Genomic DNA, 16,067 nt, shown 5'->3' with positions numbered 1-16,067 from the left:
TCACGGGCGGAGCGCGTCCCGGACCGCCGCGGCCGGGGCGGTCAGCGAGCCGTGCACGAGGTCGGTGCGGTGCACCAGGCGGGGCTCGACGACCGGCACGCCGCGCACCCCCGCGGTCAGGGCCGACGCCGGCAGCAGCGCGAGTCCCGCCCCCGCGCCGATCAACGACAGGAACACCGCGGCATCGGTACCGGGATAAGCCAACCCGCCCCGGAAGCCCTCCGCCCGCGCCAGGGCCCGCAGCTGGGTCAGCGGCGTGGCGACCTCGGGCGCGTCCAGCCACACCGCGTCGGCCAGATCCGCCAGGCGCAGCCCGCGCCGGCCGGCGAGTGGGTGCCCGGCCGGCAGCGCGACGACGGCCGGGCGCTCGGCCACCGGCACGGTCGACAGCTGGCCCGCGTCGGGCAGCGGCAGCGGGTCGCTCGGCGCGGTCACGCCGTCGACCAGCCCGAGGTCCAGCTCCCCCACGGCGACCCCGGTCGCGACCGCCCCCGCGCCCGCGATGCGCAGCGTGAAGGTGACCCGCGGCATGGACCGCTGCACGCCGACGAGCGCGGCGGTGTCCACTCCGGACAGTGGGGTCGCGCCGAGTACCACCGACGCCGGCGCCGGGCCGGACAGCCGCACGACGTCGGCCCGGGCCGCGGCCAGGCGCAGCAGGATCGGGCCGGTGTGCTCCAGCAGGCGCGCGCCGGCGTCGGTGAGCGCGACCGGGCGGCGGCGCAGCAGCGGCGCGCCGACGTCCTGCTCGAGTGCGGCGATGTGCTGGGAGACCGCGGACTGGGTGTAGCCGAGCTCGTCCGCGGCCGCGGAGAACGAGCCGAGCCGGGCGACGGCGGCGAAGGTGCGCAGCAGGTGCGGGTCCACGACATCATGATTCCTTATATCGGTACCGCAAACAGTCGTTGGACTTATCTCACCGTTGGGTCGACGCTGATTCGTATGACGACGACCCGTACCGCCCGCGTCGCGCTGGTCGGCGACCGCTCGGCGCACGTCCGCTCCCACACCCGCATCCCGGGCCTGCTCGAGGTGCTCCGCGAGCAGCACGGCCTCGCCCTGGACGCGTACTGGATCCCCTCCGAGGAGGTCGACGAGGCGAGCCTGGCCGGGTTCGACGGGGTCTGGCTGATCCCGGGCTCGCCGTACCGCTCCGAGTCCGGCGCGCTCGCGGCCGTGCGCGCGGCCCGGGAGTACCGCATCGCCTTTCTCGGCACGTGCGGCGGCTTCCAGCACCTCATGCTCGAGGTCGCCCGCGACCTGGCCGGGCTGGCCGAGGTCGTGCACGCCGAGAGCGACCCGGACGGCGGGCCGCAGCTCATCGTGCCGCTCGTGTGCTCGCTGGTCGGGCACGAGGGCGCGGTACGCCTGCGCCGGGGCAGCCTGGCCGAGCGCATCTTCGGCGTCGAGCGCTCGGTGGAGCGCTACCACTGCGCGTACGGCCTCGACCCCGCCTACCTGCCGGCCCTGGAGGCGCACGGGCTGCGCTTCACCGGCCACGACGACGACGGCGCGGTACGCGTGGCCGAACTCGAGGGCCACCCGTTCATGCTGGGCACGCTGTTCCAGCCCGAGCTGGCCGGCGACGGCAGCCGGGTGCACGCGGTGATCCGCGCGTTCGCCGAGGCCGCGGTGGCGGTGGGCGCGGCCCGGGAGACGAGCCCGGCCTGACCGGCGCGTACGACGGGGCCGCGGCCGCCGTGGGCGACGAGCCCGGTCTGACCGGCGCGTGCGACGGGGCCGCGGATGGCGTGCGCCGCGGCCCGGGAGACCAGGCCGTAGGCGACGAGCCCGGCCTGACCGGCGCGTACGACGGGGCCGCGGCCGCCGTGGGCGACGAGCCCGGTCTGACCGGCGCGTGCGACGGGGCCGCGGATGGCGTGCGCCGCGGCCCGGGAGACCAGGCCGTAGGCGACGAGCCCGGCCTGACCGGCGCTCAGCGGCGCCGCAGGCTCCACTCGAAGCGGCCCGCGCACACGACCGCGCCGGTACCGTCGCGGATCTCGGCCTCGGTGCCCACCCGGGCCTTCGCGGCCCGGCCGGCCTAGAGCGCCCGCACGGCGGCGAGCGCCTCGTCCTCCAGGCGGCACGAGGCCACCAGGCGGCCCCGGGCCGGGGCGAGGAAGCGCAGCTCGGCGGCGGCGCCCAGCGGTACCACGCCGGCGAAGCCGTCCGGGTCCTCGACGGCCGCGACGAACGCGGCGAGCCCGGCCGCGTCGACGAGCGTGATGAGGCCGCTGGAGTGCAGGGAGCCGATGACGTTGGTCAGCGCCTCGGGCACCTCCGCGGCGACCTCGGCCGCCCCGTCCGCGGCGCGCACGACCTCGAGGCCGAGCGTGACGTGTGCCGGGATCGGGCCGAGGAGCTGCCGGGCGAGGGCGGTCGCGTCCACGGCTACGACTTCGGGACGTTGCTCAGCGCGGTGCGCCCGATCCGGGCCATGATCTCGTCCAGCTCCAAGGCACTGAAGCGTGCGTGGTTGTACCCGTGGAAGGTCAGCATGATGTACACGTCCTGCTGCAGGCACCACAGCTGCGCGTCGGCGTTCTCGCCCGCCGGGTCGACCTTGTGCCCGGCGACCGCGTGCTCGCCGCACTCGACCGGCAGGCGGGACAGCCCGCTCGTGGCGCCCTGCTGGGACTCGAACTTGGCCGGGGCGGACGAGCTGACCTCGACGTACAGCCGCAGCCGGCTCCCGCTCGCCTCCGGGCTGTGCGAGTCGTGCTGGAACGTGTAGTCGCAGGTGCCCTCGTCGCCCTTCTGGGCCTTCTCCAGCGGGGCGCCGAGGTCCGTGCCGAACGCGTCCTTGTTCAGCAGCGCGCACGGGTCCTTGGGCTGGCGGTGCGACTGGTTCGAGGGCACCACGCCGCCGAGCCCGTTCTCCACCACGAACGCGGCCGCCGTCCCGCCGATCACGCACAGCGCCAGCAGGCCGCCGACGATGGCGAGGAGCACCCCGGTCCGCGGCTGGAACGGCGCGGGCGCCGCGGGCGCCTGATAGGCGGGCGGCTGACCGTACACAGGCGGCGGCTGACCGTAGCCCGGGGGCGGCGGCTGACCGGGCGCCCCCGGATACGACTGGGGCGGCGGCGCGGCCGGGTACGACCCGGGCGGCGGCGCGGCCGGGTACGACCCGGGCGGCGGTGGCGGCGCGGCCGGGTACGACCCGGGCGGCGGTGGCGGCGCGGCGGAGTACGGCCCGGGCGGCTGCGCGGGGTACTGCTGGAACGGGTCGTACTGCGGCGACGTCACGAACGGCAGTATGGCAGGCCGGACCCCCGCTCACGGGGCACGGCTCAGAGGGCCGAGGCGACAAGCTCCAGCAGCGCGCGGTCGTGCCCAGGCGGGGCGATCAGCGCGATCCCGGCCGGCGGGTCGGCGCCCGTGGGCAGCGACACGCTCGGCAGGCCGTAGGCGCTCGCCGGCACCGAGCAGCGCAGGATTTCCCGCCGCCAGGCGTCGCGGCCGGCCAGGCCCAGGTCGCGCGCGTGGCCCGGGCCGCCCGCGGGCAGCACCAGCCAGGCGTCGTCGCCGAGCATCGCGAGCAGCTCGGCCCGGCCGGCGGCGAGGCGGGCCCGGGCCTCGGCCTCATCCGCCGCGCTCACCCCGGCCCCGAAGCGGAAGCGGCCCTCGACGTCGGGGGCGAGCGAGCGCGGGTGCGCCTCGACCCACGCCCCGTGCGCCCGCCAGGACTCGGCCGCCTGCACCCGCCGGAACGCCAGCAGCAGCGCGTCGGGATCGTCGAAGGTGGACAGCTCGGCCCCGGCCACGGGGACTCCGAGACGGGCGGCCGATTCCGCGGTACCGCCGACCGCCAGCAACCGCCGCGGAGGCGCAACGGGCCCCGGCGGCAGCAGCACCTCCCCCACCGCGGCGAGCGTCCCCGCGTCGCGGGTGATCCAGCCGACGGTGTCGAAGGAGGGCGCGAGCGGCAGGACGCCCTCGGTCGGCACGGCGCCGTGGGTGGGGCGCAGGCCGAACAGCCCGCAGCAGGAGGCCGGCACGCGGATCGAGCCGCTGGTGTCGGTGCCCAGCCCGATGTCGGCGTGCCCGGTCGCGACGGCCGAGGCCGGGCCGCTCGACGAGCCGCCGGTCACGAGGCCGGGCGCGGCCGGGTTGGGCGGGGCGCCGTAGTGGGCGTTCGCGCCCGAGAGCGAGTACGCGAACTCGTCGGTGTGCGCGATGCCCTGCACGACCGCGCCCGCGGCGCGCAGCCGGGCCACCGCCGGCGCGTCCTCGGCGGCGGGCAGCGCCGTCGCGAGCCAGTCGGGGTTGCCGGCCCCGGCGGCGAAGCCGGTGACGGCGAAGATGTCCTTGACCGCGAGCCGCATCCCGTCCAGGACACCGTGCCCGGTGGCCGGGGCCAGCGGCATGCCCTTGACCCGCCACACGCTGGGGTCAGCTGTCACGTCGAGCAGAGTACTGCCTTTCACCAGGTTGGCGCGCCCATCCACGCGGCGGCGGCCAGGGCGGTCTGGCCCGCGGCGTTGGGGTGGAAGAAGTCCTGGGCGGTGACCATGTCGAGGGTGAAGCGCACGCGGTGCACGGCCCCGCCGTCGCCGCGGCACCGCGGCCCGTACGCGCGGCAGGCGGCGGCCAGCTGCTCGTTGTAGGCGTCGATGCGCTCGGCGAAGGCCCGGCGCCGGGCGGTCACGTCGGGGGCGGTCGACGTGGGCTCGGCCAGCAGCGCCGGGCAGAGGCCGAAGTTCCACGCCTGCACCGCGACCTTGTTGGTGTGCCCGATCTCCCACAGCCGGTTGATGTCCGGGATGCTGGCCACCAGCACGCGGGCGTCCGGCGCCCCGTCGCGCAGCACCGCCAGGGCCCGGTCGACGTCCTGCCGGAACTCCTCGACCGGCGTCATGTCGGCGAGCCGGCCCCGGCAGGCGTCGTCGGCGCCGGCGAGGATCGTGACGTACCGCGGAGAGACCTTCACCGCCGCGGCGGCCTGCCCGGCCAGCGCGTCGGCCCGCGCGTTGGCCGCGGCGTAGTTGTGGTTGCCGCCCTTCAGGCCCGGGTTGTCCTTGAGCAGGCGCTTGTAGTGGCTGTTCACCTTGGTGCCGTCGCCGGTGGCCCAGGAGTTGCGCGGGCACGGGCTCGGCGCCAGGCACGAGGCGAACGCATTGGAGATGGAGTCCCCGAGCGCGGCCATCGACGCGACGCCGCCGGAGGGGCGGCCCGACGGCCCCGGGTCGGCCCCGGCCGCGCCGTCGCACGCGATGGCGAGCAGCGCCAGCCCGGCCAGCAGCAGAGTCCACCCGCGCTTTCTTGCGCTCCGCACTCTAATATTGACGATGAGCGACATTCTAAGGGGAATAAGCCGGCCCGTCGCCGTGTTGACCTTGATCTGTGAGTGAAATTCCGCTTTCTGTGCTCGATGTCGCACCCGTCGCCGTCAACGGCTCGACCGGGGAGGCGTTGCGGAACACGACCGAGCTGGCCCGGCGCGTCGAAGCGCTCGGCTACCGGCGGTTCTGGGTGGCCGAGCACCACAACATGCCCGCCATCGCCAGCTCCTCGCCCGCCGTGCTGCTGGCCCACCTCGCCGCGGCGACGTCCACGATCCGGGTCGGCTCGGGCGGCGTGATGCTGCCCAACCACGCGCCGCTGGTGGTGGCCGAGCAGTTCGGCACCCTGGAGGCGCTGCACCCCGGCCGCATCGACCTGGGCATCGGGCGGGCGCCGGGCACCGACCAGTACACGGCCCTCGCCCTGCGCCGCACCATGGAGGGGCTCTCGGCGGAGAACTTCCCCGAGGAGCTGCAGGACCTCATCGCCTACTTCGAGGGTGAGGCCCGCATCCTCGCCTCGCCCGGCAAGGGCTCGAAGCCCGACGTCTGGCTGCTCGGCTCGAGCGGCTTCAGCGCGCAGCTCGCGGGCGTGCTCGGGCTGCCGTTCGCGTTCGCGCACCACTTCAGCGCGCAGAACACGCTGCCCGCCCTGGGCCTGTACCGCCAGCATTTCCGCCCGTCGAAGTGGCTCGACGAGCCCTACGCGATGGTCGCGGTGAGCGCGATCGCGGCCGAGACCGACGAGGAGGCCGAGTTCCTCTCCGGCCCCAGCGCGCTGTCGTTCCTGCGGCTGCGCTCCGGCCGTCCGGAGGCGATGGCGACGCCGGAGGAGGCGGCGGCGTACGCGTACAGCGACCGGGAACGCGAGTTCGTGCTCTCCCGGCGCGAGGGCCAGGCGCTCGGCTCGCCCGCGACGGTCCGGCGGCAGCTCGGCGATCTGCTCGCGGCCACACAGGCCGACGAGTTCATGCTGACCTGCATGGTCTACGACATCGAGGCCCGCGCCCGGTCCTTCGAGCTGATCCGCAAGGAGGTCGCGCCCGCGCTGACCAAGTAGCCCGGGCCCACCAAGTGGCGCGTTCTCGCGGTAGCGTCACCCGCGAACTTCGGCGAAGATGGCGGACGATCTTGCCGGTCGAGTGAGGGTGGGGGCGTGTGAACAAGACCTGGGTGCGGCTGCGGCCGGTGGTCGAGGGGGACCTGGCCATGTTCCGCCGGTTCGCGACCGAGCCGGGCCTCGCCGGGCCCGCCTGGAGCGGGTACAACGAGCCCAACGGGCCCGCCCGGCGGTTCGCGGTCGACGGCTACCTCGGCGCCGAGGACGGCCGGCTCATGGTCGAGGCGGACGAGACCGCGGCCGGGTTCGTGCAGTGGTTCGCGATCGGCTCCGGGATGGCGCAGTACTGGGGCATCGGCATCGTGCTGCTGCCCGAGTGGCGCGGCCGCGGGGTCGGCTGGCGGGCGCAGACGCTGCTGTGCGACTACCTGTTCGCGAGCACGCCGACGCAGCGGATCGAGGCCCGCATCCAGCCCGAGAACATCCCCGAGCAGAAGGCCCTCGAGAAGGTCGGGTTCCTCAGCGAGGGCATCCTGCGCGCCGCCGAGTTCCGCGACGGCGCGTGGCGCGACGTGCTGGTGTACGGCCGGGTGCGGGGCGACCGGTGATCTACAAGATCCTGCTCCCGGCGGAGTGGGCCGGCTGCGAGGGCGCCGAAGCCTTCGCGGGCTCCCCGCTCGATCTCGGCGACGGGTACGTGCACCTGTCCACCGCCGCCCAGGTGCACCGCACCGCCACGAGGTTCTTCGCCGGCGTGCCCGCGCTCGTCGTGCTCTCGGTCGACCCGGAGGCGCTCGGCGACGCGCTCAAGTGGGAGACAAACGAGCACGGGACCTTTCCGCACCTGTACGCGCCGTTGCCGATGGCGGCCGTGACGAAGGTCCGGCACATCACCGACGCCGCCGACCTGACCGCGCTGCCGGACTAGGGGCTGTATCGAAGTGAGGGTCGGACTGAGTCCGCCGCAGCCCGGCCATCCACTTCGATACAGCCCCTAGATCCGCACGAAGTGTGGCGCGGCGGCCGCGAGGGTACCGTGTGCCCATGCCAGACGCGCCGCCGGTGTTGATCGTCATGGGAGTGGCCGGCACCGGGAAGACCACGGTGGGCGCGATGCTGGCGGGTCGCCTGCACTGGCTCTACGCCGAGGCCGACGACTTCCACCCGGCCGCCAACGTCGAGAAGATGGCCGCGGGCACCCCGCTCACCGACGCCGACCGCGAGCCCTGGCTGGCCGCGATCGGGCGCTGGATCGACGAGCGCGCCGCGGCCGGTGAGCCGGGCGTCGTCACGTGCTCCGGGCTCAAGCGCGCGTACCGCGACCGGCTCCGCCAGGGCCGCCCGCAGGTGCGCATGGTGTTCCTCCAGGGTTCCCGCGAGCTGATCGCGCGACGGCTCGCGGCCCGGCACGGCCATTTCATGCGCGCGGAAATGCTCGACAGCCAGTTCGCCGACCTGGAGCCGCCGGAGCCGGACGAGGGTGTGACCGAGGTTTCGGTCGAGCCTCCGCCCAACGAGATCGTGGACGCGATCCTGCGCGCTAACCCCGACGCGTGAGCTGACCGCCGGGCCCAGCCGAAGGAGCCCGCGATGCACTGGACGTTGCACGACACGACGCTGGTGATCTGGACCGTGGTCGCGATCGCGGTCGTGGTGGTGCTGATCACGCGCTTCAAGGTCCATCCGTTCCTGTCCCTGGTGATCGGCAGCGCCGTCGTCGGCCTGGGCGCCGGGCTCGGCGCGGCGAAGGAGATCAGCACCTTCGAGTCCGGCTTCGGCACGACGCTCGGCGGCGTGGGCATCCTCGTCGCCCTCGGCACGATCCTGGGCAAGTTGCTGGCCGACTCCGGCGGCGCCGACCAGGTGGTGGACACCATCGTCGGCCGGGCCGGGAAGGCGCGCCTGCCGTGGGCGATGGCCCTGATCGCGATGATCATCGGCATCCCGCTGTTCTTCGAGGTCGGCGTGGTGCTGCTGATCCCGGTCATCTTCCTGGTGGCCCGGCGCGCGCGGACCTCGATCGTGCGGGTCGGCATCCCCGCCCTGGCCGGCCTGTCGGTCATGCACGGCCTGGTCCCGCCGCACCCGGGGCCGCTCATCGCCATCGACGCGCTGAAGGCCGATCTGGGGCAGACCCTCGCCTTCGGCCTCATCGTCGCGATCCCCACGGTCATCATCGCCGGTCCGCTGTACGGCATGTGGATCGCCCGCTTCGTCTCGCCCGAGCCGCCGGCGCGGCTGGTCGCCGAGTTCGCCCGTACCTCGGCCCGGTCCGGTCCCGCCGACTCCTCCGACGCCGACCAATCTGCCGGCCTCGACCGCTCTTCCGACCTCGACCGCTCCTCCGACGGCACCGCGGACCTCGACCGCTCCGCCGACGGCCTCGACCGCTCCTCCGGCCGCACCGCCGTCGAGGCCGCGGCCGACGGATCTCCCGCGGAAGGCGACGCCGAGGCGCCGGCGTCGGCCACCAGCCGCCCCGGGTTCGTGCTCACCCTCGTCACCGTGCTGCTGCCCGTCGCGCTGATGCTCGGCCGCGCCATCGCCGACATCGCCACCGACGACAAGAGCAACCCGTTCCGCAAGGTCTTCGACGCGATCGGCGACCCGTTCGTCGCCCTGCTCCTGGCCGTCCTGCTGGCCCTGTTCACCTTCGGCTACCTGCGCGGCTTCTCCCGGGCCCAGGTCGGCGACATGGTATCGGGCAGCCTGCTGCCCATCGCCGGCATCGTGTTCATCATCGGCGCGGGCGGCGGCTTCAAGCAGGTCCTGGTGGCCATCGGCATCGGCGACGCGATCGGCAAGGCGGCCGCGGCCAGCGGCATCTCGGCGCTGCTGCTGGGCTGGCTGATCGCGGTCGGCATCCGGCTGGCGACGGGCTCGGCCACGGTCGCGACCGTGACGGCGGCCGGCCTGATGGCGCCGCTGCTGGCCCAGCTGCCGGGCACCAACACGGCGCTGCTGGCCCTGGCCATCGGCTCGGGCTCGCTGTTCCTCTCGCACGTCAACGACGCCGGGTTCTGGCTGGTCAAGGAGTACTTCGGGATGACCGTCGGGCAGACCTTCAAGACCTGGTCGGCGATGGAGACCATCATCTCGGTCGTCTCGATCGTGCTGATCCTGCTGCTGAGCGTCTTCGTCTGACCGTCTCACTCGAAGAGGGAGCCGCGGCCGCCGCCCTCGCGACGGCGGGCGCGGCGGCGCAGCTCGACCACGACCGAGTCGACCAGGGCGGTGGCGGCCAGGACGAACAGCAGCACGGCCAGCCAGGTGAAGCCGGCCGCCAGGGCCAGGGCGCCCAGCACCGCGCTGCTGAGGAAGCCGAACGCGGCCAGGAGGAGGCGGAGGTTCAGGGCGGAGTACGGGTGCCCGTGGGTACCGCGGGCGCCCCGGGGCTGGGCGCGCATCATACGTAACGCTTTGCCCGATCCGCCGGGTCCAAACACCGGGCGCCGATCGGGTACCCTACGGCCACATGGGGATGCTCGACCGGCTCCGCGGCACGCCGCAGGAGCGCTTCGCCCGCCGCGTGGTGACCGCGATGCGCGATGCCGGGGTGGCATCGGCGCGGTACCTGCCCGACCAGTTCGCGATCGAGGTCCGCCGGGACTCGACCCAGGCCCAGCCGGCCATCGCCTACCTGGGCAACATCTTCCGCGAGTGCGAGCGCGCCGACCGGGCCGAGCGCCGCGAGCGCATCGCGTCGTTCCTCAGCGCCGTGATCTTCAACCCGGGCGCCCCGACCAGCTGGGAGGAGGTCGCCCCGCTGCTGCGGCCCCTGCTGCGCACGGTCACGTTCGGCACCGGGATGCCCGCCTCCGCGCCGCGGCCCCTGCGCCGGCCGGCGTGGGCCTACCTGGCCGAGTTCGTGGTCGTCGACCAGCCGACCTCGGTGATGTACGTGACGGAGAAGCAGGCCCACGAGTGGGGCGTCACCGAGAACGCCGTCTTCGACCGGGCCCGGCGCAACATGGCGGCGATCGCGAAGGTCGGCGACGAGGTGTCCGACGCGCCCGGCCCGCGCACGCTGATCCGGATGGTCGAGGACGGCGACGCGTACTGGGCCTCGCACCTGTTCGTCGACGGCTGGCTGGCCGCCCAGCAGGCCCGGCTCGGCGGGCGCCCGCTCGCGTTCGTCGCCGACACGACCGGGATGCTGCTGGTCGGGCGGGGCGCCGAGGACACCCCGGAGAGCCTGGGCAAGGTGTTCGAGCTCGTCGAGCAGGAGTACCGGGACGCGGCCCGCCCGATCTCCCCGGTGGCGCTGACGGTCGACGGGACCGGCGCCGTCGTGCCCTTCCTGGTGCCGGCGGAGCACCCGATGTACACCATCACGCACCGCACCGAAGTGATCATTGCGGCGTCGGAGTATGCCGCCCAGGCCGCCCACCTCGAGTCCGACGCCTTCGTGGCCGCGTGCACCACCGCGCAGCGCCCGGACGGGGCGGTCTTCACGGTGGCGAGCTGGGCCGAGGGCGTCGACACGCTGCTGCCCCGGGCCGACTACGTGGCGTTCCCGTCCGGCGGCGCCGACACGTTCTTCGTGGCGTGGGACGCCGTGGCCCGCGAGGTCGACCTGGAGCCGGAGCCGGACCTGGAGCCGGAGCGCTACCGCCTGCGCGAGTGGCCCCACCCCGGCGTCGTCGAGCGGCTACGCAAGGTCGCCACGCGGCCCTGAGCCTTCGAGCACCGCACGGAGCCGGGCGCGCACGGCCGGGTCCTCGGCGTCCGGGTGCGGCTCGGCGACGCGCTGGCCGTCGAAGAAGAGCCCGGAGCGCGTCTCGTCCAGAATGAGCCGCAGCGTCGCCGCGCCGCCCTCGTCGACGGTGGAGAAGGGCGTCTGGCCGTACTCCCGCACCATCTCGGTGTCCATGAACGTGGCCGGGTGCAGGCAGTTGGCGGTGACCCCGGTGCCGTCGAGCTCCGCGGCGAGGTCGAACGTCCACGCGGCGAGCGCGAGCTTGCTGCGCCGGTACGCGCGCACCCCGTCGTACCGCCGCTCCTGCTGCAGATCCCCGAAGTCGATCGGCTCCTGCCCGAGCGACCCGACGTTGACGACCCGCGCGGGCGCGTTACGCCGCAGCGTGGGCAGCAGCGCGCGGGTGAGCCGCACCGGGGCGAGCAGGTTGACGGCCCAGCGCAGCTCGTACCCGTCGGCGGAGACCTCGCGCGCGCCGCCCCGCTCCCCGAACCCGACCCCGGCGTTGTTGACGAGGTGCGTGAGCGCCCGGTCCCCGACCTGGCGCGCGAGCCGGTCGACCGCGGCGAGCGACGCGAGATCGGCGACGAACCCTTCCGCCTTGCCGCCGGCCGCCTCGACCTCGGCCACGCCGCGCTCGACCTTGTCGGGATCGCGCCCGTGCAGCAGGACGGTGAGCCCGGCCTGTCCGAGTCTGGGGGCGAGCCAGCGGCCGAGCCCGGAGGTGGCGCCGGTGAGAAGAACTTCGCTCATGGGGGAAAGCCTGGCACGAAATGTCGGGCGCTGCCGCGCCGCGACATTTCGGATTTATACCTCGCCGGGCGATATGTCGGGGACCGAGCGCGAAACCGCGAAAACACAGCAGGGCGGCACGAGGCCGCCCTGCTGTTGTGCCGAAGTCGCTAGTTGCCCGGGACCTGCAAGCCGCCCGTGCTGTCCGCGGCCTGGATGTCCAGGATGTCGACGTAGAAGCGCAGGTCGCCCTGCGGGTAGCCCTCGGCGTTGTTGTAGGCCTCCTTGACCGGGATGTCGAGGATGACCCGGCTGCCGACCTTCAGGCCCACCAGTCCCCGGTCCCAGCCCTCGATGACCTGCGCCTGCTGGCCCTGCTCCAGCATGCCGACCTGCACCGGGAAGGTCTGCTTGTGCTGCCAGGACGAGTCGAAGACCTTGCCGTCCTTGTACGTCAGGCCGACGTAGTTGACCACGACGGTGTCGCCGGGCTTGACGGTCTTGCACTTGCCCTGGATCAGGGTCTTGACCTCGCGCACGCCGACGCTCTGCTCGGTGCCCGGCTCGGTCTTGGGCTCGTCGGCGAGGCGCTTGTCGAAGCCGCCGAGCAACGGCGGGTACGAACTCTGGGCCGGCTTCTTGCACTCGGTCTTCTGCTGCTCGGCGCGGTCGCCGAAGTACCACACGCCGGCGAACGCGCCGCCGATGGCCAGCAGGACGATCACGGTGCCGGCGATGGCCTGGCCGACGCGGCGGCGGCGGGCGGCCCGGGCCGCGGCCACACGGGCGGCGGCGCGCTTCTCGGCCCTCGTCAGAGGCGCCGGGCCCCTCTTCTTGGCCGGCTTCTCCTCATCTTCGTCGGCCTCCGAGTCGGACTCATCCGCCGAGTCCGATTTGTCGGACGAATCCGAAGATTCCGAAGATTCCGAAGAATCCGAGTCATCCGACGCAACCGAATCGTCCGAATCAGCCGAAGCGTCCGCGGACGAAGCGTCAACGGCATCGACCGAAGTCGAAGCCGACTCATCGGCGATCGTCGAGTCCGAATCCGGATCCTCGACGGTCGACTCCTCCGGCTCGACCGCTTTCGGCGGGGTGGCCTTGGTCGACCTTGCCGGGCGGCGGTTCCTGCCCCGATCGCTCACGATTCGTCGACTCCCCTGGTGGACGGCCCCGCACACAGACGGACCTGAGTTTCGTTCGGCAGAGCTTCCCATACCACACGCCTCGCGGCACGCACCGGGGTAGGGCCGTGGTATGGCCTAAGGTCGGTCGTATGGGCAACGCTACGGGCGTCGAGATTACCGGACCGCTCGGCGAACGCTTCGCCGAGATCCTCACCGAAGAGGCTCTGAGTTTCCTGGCAGAATTGCATCGCCGCTTCGACGCGCGCCGGCTGCAACTGCTGGCCCTGCGCAAGGAGCGCGAGGCCGTGCTGCAGGACGGCGGCACGCTGGGTTTCCTGCCCGAGACGAGCGACGTGCGCGAGGGCGATTGGCGCGTGGCCGAACCGGCACCGGGCCTGGAGGACCGCCGGGTCGAGATCACCGGGCCGACCGACGCGAAAATGAGCATCAACGCGCTCAACTCCGGGGCGCGGGTGTGGCTGGCCGACCACGAGGACGCGAACACGCCGCTGTGGGAGAACGTCGTCCAGGGCCAGCTCAACCTGCGTGACGCGGTGGCCGGCACGCTGGCGTACACGTCGCCGGAGGGCAAGGCGTACCGGCTGACGGACGGCCCCCGGCCGACCATCGTGGTGCGACCGCGCGGCTGGCACCTGCCCGAGAAGCACATCCTGGTCGACGGGCAGCGGACCTCGGGCTCGCTTACCGACTTCGGCCTGTACTTCTTCCACAACCACCTGGCCACCCGGCCGTACTTCTACCTGCCCAAGATGGAGTCGCACCTCGAGGCCCGGCTCTGGAACGAGGTCTTCGCCTTCGCCGAGGAGCGCTTCGGCCGCCCGATTGGCACGATCCGCGCCACCGTGCTCATCGAGACCTTCCCGGCCGCGTTCGAGATGGAGGAGATCCTGTACGAGCTGCGCGAGCACTCGGCCGGGCTCAACGCCGGCCGCTGGGACTACATGTTCAGCGTCATCAAGAAGTTCCGCACCCGCGGCCGCGACTTCCTGCTGCCCGACCGCAACTCGGTGACGATGACGGTGCCCTTCATGCGCGCGTACACGGAGCTGCTCGTGCGCACCTGTCACAAACGCGGCGCCCACGCGATCGGCGGCATGGCGGCGTTCATCCCGAGCCGTCGCGACGCGGCCGTGAACCAGGCCGCGTTCGAGAAAGTTTCCGCGGACAAGACCCGCGAGGCCGGCGACGGCTTCGACGGCTCATGGGTCGCGCACCCCGATCTCGTCCCGCTCTGCCGGGAGATCTTCGACGGCGTCCTGCGCGACCGCCCGAACCAGCTGGAGCGGCTCCGCGAGGACGTCGACGTCGCCGCGGCCGATCTGCTCAACGTCGCGGCCACGCCCGGGCGCCGCACCGAGGCCGGGCTGCGCGGGGCGGTGAGCGTCGGCGTGCAGTACCTCGACGCGTGGCTGCGCGGCAGCGGCGCGGTCGCGATCAACAACCTGATGGAGGACGCCGCGACCGCCGAGATCTCGCGCTCGCAGGTGTGGCAGTGGCTGCACAACGGCGTCGAGCTCGACGACACCGGGGAGAAGGTGACCCGCGAACTGGTCGAGCGCTTGGCCAGCGAGGAGCTGGCCAAGCTGGGCGGCGACCTGTCCGCCGCGCATGATTTGTTCATGGAGGTGGCCGTGGCCGACGAATTTGTGGACTTCCTGACGATTCCGGCGTACGAACGGATGCCATGAGCGTCGCAGCGCTCGCCGCCGCCGTCAGCAGCGTCCTCAGCCCGGACCAGATCATCACGGATCGGGCCCGGCTGCGGACGTACGAGTGCGACGGCCTGGCGCACTACCGGGTCGTGCCCGGCATCGTGCTGCTGCCCCGCACCGCCGAGGAGTGCGCCGCCGTGGTCCGGGCCTGCGTCGAACACAGAACGCCGTTCGTGGCCCGCGGCTCCGGCACCGGCCTGTCCGGCGGCGCGCTCCCCCACGCCGACGGCGCCCTGATCGTCACCTCCCAGCTGCGCGCCATCCGCGAGGTCGCGCCGCAGGACGAGCGGGCCGTGCTCGAGCCCGGCGTGATCAACCTGCAGGTCTCCAAGGCGGCCGGGCCGCACGGGTACTACTACGCCCCCGACCCGTCCAGCCAGCAGATCTGCTCGATCGGCGGCAACGTGGCGGAGAACTCCGGCGGGGCGCACTGCCTGAAGTACGGCTTCACGGCCAACCACGTGACCGGCGTGCAGATCGTGACGCCCGACGGTGACCTGGTGCGGCTGGGCGGGCGGGCCCCCGACGCGCCCGGCTACGACCTGCTCGGGGCGTTCGTCGGCTCCGAGGGGACGCTCGGGATCGCGACCGAGGTGACGGTACGGCTGGTGCGTCTGCCGGAGACCGTGCGCACCCTGCTGGCGGCGTTCGCCGGCCCCGACGAGGCGGGCGCGGCGACCTCGGCGATCATCGCGGCCGGGGTGGTACCCGCGGCCGTGGAGATGATGGACGCGCTCGCGATCGAGGCGGCCGAGGCCGCGGTGCACTGCGGCTACCCGGGCGGGGCGGGCGCGGTGCTCATCGTCGAGCTCGACGGGCCCGCGGCCGAGGTCGAGGCCCAGTTCGCCGCCGTCGAGGGGTTCTGCCGCGCGCACGGCGCCTTCGAGATCCGCATCGCCGCCGACGACGCCGAGCGGGCGCTGTTCTGGAAGGGCCGCAAGTCCGCGTTCGCCGCGGTCGGGCGCATCTCCCCCGACTACATCGTGCAGGACGGGGTCATCCCCCGCACCGCGCTGCCGCAGGTGCTCACGCGCATCGGCGAGCTCGCGCGGGAGCACGGCGTGCGGGTCGCGAACGTCTTCCACGCCGGCGACGGCAACCTGCACCCGCTCGTGCTCTTCGACGAGGCGGTGGAGGGGCAGGCCGAGCGGGCCGAGACGGTGTCGGGGGCGATCCTCGACATCTGCGTGGAGCACGGCGGGTCGATCACCGGCGAGCACGGCGTGGGCGTGGACAAGGCGAAGTACCTTCCGCGGATGTACACCGAAGCCGACCTCGACACCATGCAGCTGCTGCGGTGCGCGTTCGACCCGCGGGGCCTGGCCAATCCGGGCAAGCTGTTCCCGACCCCGCGGCTGTGCGGCGAGGTGCCCGGGCGGCACAAGGGTCCCAATCCCTGGCACGACGCGGGCGTGGAGGTGTTCTGAC

The 16,067-nt window shown here is 73.4% G+C and carries 18 protein-coding genes; 10 read left to right on the top strand and 8 right to left on the bottom strand.

The annotated features are described in order from the left end of the window. Entirely contained in the window at positions 1 to 867 is an 867-nt protein-coding gene (locus tag ACPPVO_RS12150) for a LysR family transcriptional regulator (RefSeq protein WP_426511300.1), read from the bottom strand. Between the two features lie 75 nt (positions 868 to 942). Here ACPPVO_RS12150 and ACPPVO_RS12145 point away from each other — a divergent pair, with 75 nt between their 5' ends. Continuing rightward, entirely contained in the window at positions 943 to 1,671 is a 729-nt protein-coding gene (locus ACPPVO_RS12145; RefSeq protein WP_426511299.1) for a CTP synthase C-terminal region-related (seleno)protein, read from the top strand. A 29-nt stretch (positions 1,672 to 1,700) separates the two neighbouring features. Then, on the top strand, positions 1,701 to 2,048 hold the full coding sequence (locus tag ACPPVO_RS12140; RefSeq protein WP_426511298.1) for a hypothetical protein: 348 nt from the start codon (positions 1,701 to 1,703) through the stop codon (positions 2,046 to 2,048). Here ACPPVO_RS12140 and ACPPVO_RS12135 read toward each other — a convergent pair. The 4 genes from ACPPVO_RS12135 to ACPPVO_RS12120 are packed head-to-tail and all read right to left on the bottom strand — an operon-like array spanning position 2,045 to position 5,281. Further along, entirely contained in the window at positions 2,045 to 2,392 is a 348-nt protein-coding gene (locus ACPPVO_RS12135; protein ID WP_426511297.1) for a DUF4442 domain-containing protein, read from the bottom strand. The genes ACPPVO_RS12140 and ACPPVO_RS12135 overlap by 4 nt on opposite strands. A gap of 2 nt (positions 2,393 to 2,394) precedes the next feature. Continuing rightward, entirely contained in the window at positions 2,395 to 3,252 is an 858-nt protein-coding gene (locus ACPPVO_RS12130) for a hypothetical protein (protein WP_426511296.1), read from the bottom strand. A gap of 44 nt (positions 3,253 to 3,296) precedes the next feature. Next, positions 3,297 to 4,409 (bottom strand): amidase family protein, encoded by a 1,113-nt coding sequence (locus ACPPVO_RS12125; protein ID WP_426511295.1) that lies wholly within the window; start codon positions 4,407 to 4,409, stop codon positions 3,297 to 3,299. A 20-nt stretch (positions 4,410 to 4,429) separates the two neighbouring features. Next, on the bottom strand, positions 4,430 to 5,281 hold the full coding sequence (locus tag ACPPVO_RS12120) for a GDSL-type esterase/lipase family protein (RefSeq protein ID WP_426511294.1): 852 nt from the start codon (positions 5,279 to 5,281) through the stop codon (positions 4,430 to 4,432). A 68-nt stretch (positions 5,282 to 5,349) separates the two neighbouring features. Here ACPPVO_RS12120 and ACPPVO_RS12115 point away from each other — a divergent pair, with 68 nt between their 5' ends. From ACPPVO_RS12115 to ACPPVO_RS12095, 5 genes are all read left to right on the top strand, one after another. Beyond that, on the top strand, positions 5,350 to 6,348 hold the full coding sequence (locus ACPPVO_RS12115; protein ID WP_426511293.1) for an LLM class flavin-dependent oxidoreductase: 999 nt from the start codon (positions 5,350 to 5,352) through the stop codon (positions 6,346 to 6,348). 98 nt (positions 6,349 to 6,446) lie between these two features. Next, positions 6,447 to 6,956, top strand: coding sequence for a GNAT family N-acetyltransferase (locus tag ACPPVO_RS12110; protein WP_360384185.1), 510 nt, complete (start codon positions 6,447 to 6,449; stop codon positions 6,954 to 6,956). After that, entirely contained in the window at positions 6,953 to 7,276 is a 324-nt protein-coding gene (locus ACPPVO_RS12105) for a DUF952 domain-containing protein (RefSeq protein ID WP_426511292.1), read from the top strand. Before ACPPVO_RS12110 ends, ACPPVO_RS12105 begins: the two co-directional genes overlap by 4 nt. 116 nt (positions 7,277 to 7,392) lie before the next feature. After that, positions 7,393 to 7,905, top strand: a complete 513-nt coding sequence (locus tag ACPPVO_RS12100; protein ID WP_426511291.1) for a gluconokinase — start codon at positions 7,393 to 7,395, stop codon at positions 7,903 to 7,905. A 33-nt stretch (positions 7,906 to 7,938) separates the two neighbouring features. Next, on the top strand, positions 7,939 to 9,492 hold the full coding sequence (locus tag ACPPVO_RS12095; protein ID WP_426511290.1) for an SLC13 family permease: 1,554 nt from the start codon (positions 7,939 to 7,941) through the stop codon (positions 9,490 to 9,492). Between the two features lie 5 nt (positions 9,493 to 9,497). Here the strand turns inward: ACPPVO_RS12095 and ACPPVO_RS12090 are convergent, their stop codons facing one another. After that, positions 9,498 to 9,758, bottom strand: coding sequence for a hypothetical protein (locus tag ACPPVO_RS12090; protein WP_426511289.1), 261 nt, complete (start codon positions 9,756 to 9,758; stop codon positions 9,498 to 9,500). 65 nt (positions 9,759 to 9,823) lie between these two features. Between ACPPVO_RS12090 and ACPPVO_RS12085 the strand changes: the two genes are divergently transcribed. Next, entirely contained in the window at positions 9,824 to 11,026 is a 1,203-nt protein-coding gene (locus ACPPVO_RS12085; RefSeq protein ID WP_426511288.1) for a hypothetical protein, read from the top strand. On the opposite strand, the gene ACPPVO_RS12080 is transcribed toward ACPPVO_RS12085, so the two are convergent. Together ACPPVO_RS12080 and ACPPVO_RS12075 are read right to left on the bottom strand one after the other, a co-directional pair. Next, entirely contained in the window at positions 11,000 to 11,800 is an 801-nt protein-coding gene (locus ACPPVO_RS12080) for an SDR family NAD(P)-dependent oxidoreductase (RefSeq protein WP_426511287.1), read from the bottom strand. The genes ACPPVO_RS12085 and ACPPVO_RS12080 overlap by 27 nt on opposite strands. 149 nt (positions 11,801 to 11,949) lie before the next feature. After that, the gene (locus ACPPVO_RS12075) at positions 11,950 to 12,561 is read right to left on the bottom strand and encodes an FKBP-type peptidyl-prolyl cis-trans isomerase (protein WP_426511286.1); all 612 of its coding nucleotides are present in this window, start codon (positions 12,559 to 12,561) and stop codon (positions 11,950 to 11,952) included. Positions 12,562 to 13,055: 494 nt separating this feature from the next. Here ACPPVO_RS12075 and aceB point away from each other — a divergent pair, with 494 nt between their 5' ends. After that, the gene (gene aceB / locus ACPPVO_RS12070; protein ID WP_426511285.1) at positions 13,056 to 14,615 is read left to right on the top strand and encodes a malate synthase A; all 1,560 of its coding nucleotides are present in this window, start codon (positions 13,056 to 13,058) and stop codon (positions 14,613 to 14,615) included. Further along, positions 14,612 to 16,066 (top strand): FAD-linked oxidase C-terminal domain-containing protein, encoded by a 1,455-nt coding sequence (locus ACPPVO_RS12065; protein ID WP_426511284.1) that lies wholly within the window; start codon positions 14,612 to 14,614, stop codon positions 16,064 to 16,066. Before aceB ends, ACPPVO_RS12065 begins: the two co-directional genes overlap by 4 nt. Position 16,067 lies beyond the last annotated feature (1 nt).

Source organism: Dactylosporangium sp. McL0621 (assembly GCF_049995355.1).
Classification (GTDB): Bacteria; Actinomycetota; Actinomycetes; order Mycobacteriales; family Micromonosporaceae; genus Dactylosporangium.
Note: the sequence above shows the minus strand (reverse complement) of the source record. Positions and strands in the feature narration are given on the sequence as shown.

Excerpts from the sequence above, each read along its gene's own strand:
- ACPPVO_RS12145 (WP_426511299.1), top strand. The coding sequence starts at position 943 with ATGACGACGACCCGTACCGCCCGCGTCGCGCTGGTCGGCGACCGCTCG.
- ACPPVO_RS12100 (WP_426511291.1), top strand. The coding sequence starts at position 7,393 with ATGCCAGACGCGCCGCCGGTGTTGATCGTCATGGGAGTGGCCGGCACC.
- ACPPVO_RS12095 (WP_426511290.1), top strand. The coding sequence starts at position 7,939 with ATGCACTGGACGTTGCACGACACGACGCTGGTGATCTGGACCGTGGTC.
- ACPPVO_RS12090 (WP_426511289.1), bottom strand. The coding sequence starts at position 9,758 with ATGATGCGCGCCCAGCCCCGGGGCGCCCGCGGTACCCACGGGCACCCG.
- ACPPVO_RS12085 (WP_426511288.1), top strand. The coding sequence starts at position 9,824 with ATGGGGATGCTCGACCGGCTCCGCGGCACGCCGCAGGAGCGCTTCGCC.
- ACPPVO_RS12080 (WP_426511287.1), bottom strand. The coding sequence starts at position 11,800 with ATGAGCGAAGTTCTTCTCACCGGCGCCACCTCCGGGCTCGGCCGCTGG.
- aceB (WP_426511285.1), top strand. The coding sequence starts at position 13,056 with ATGGGCAACGCTACGGGCGTCGAGATTACCGGACCGCTCGGCGAACGC.
- ACPPVO_RS12065 (WP_426511284.1), top strand. The coding sequence starts at position 14,612 with ATGAGCGTCGCAGCGCTCGCCGCCGCCGTCAGCAGCGTCCTCAGCCCG.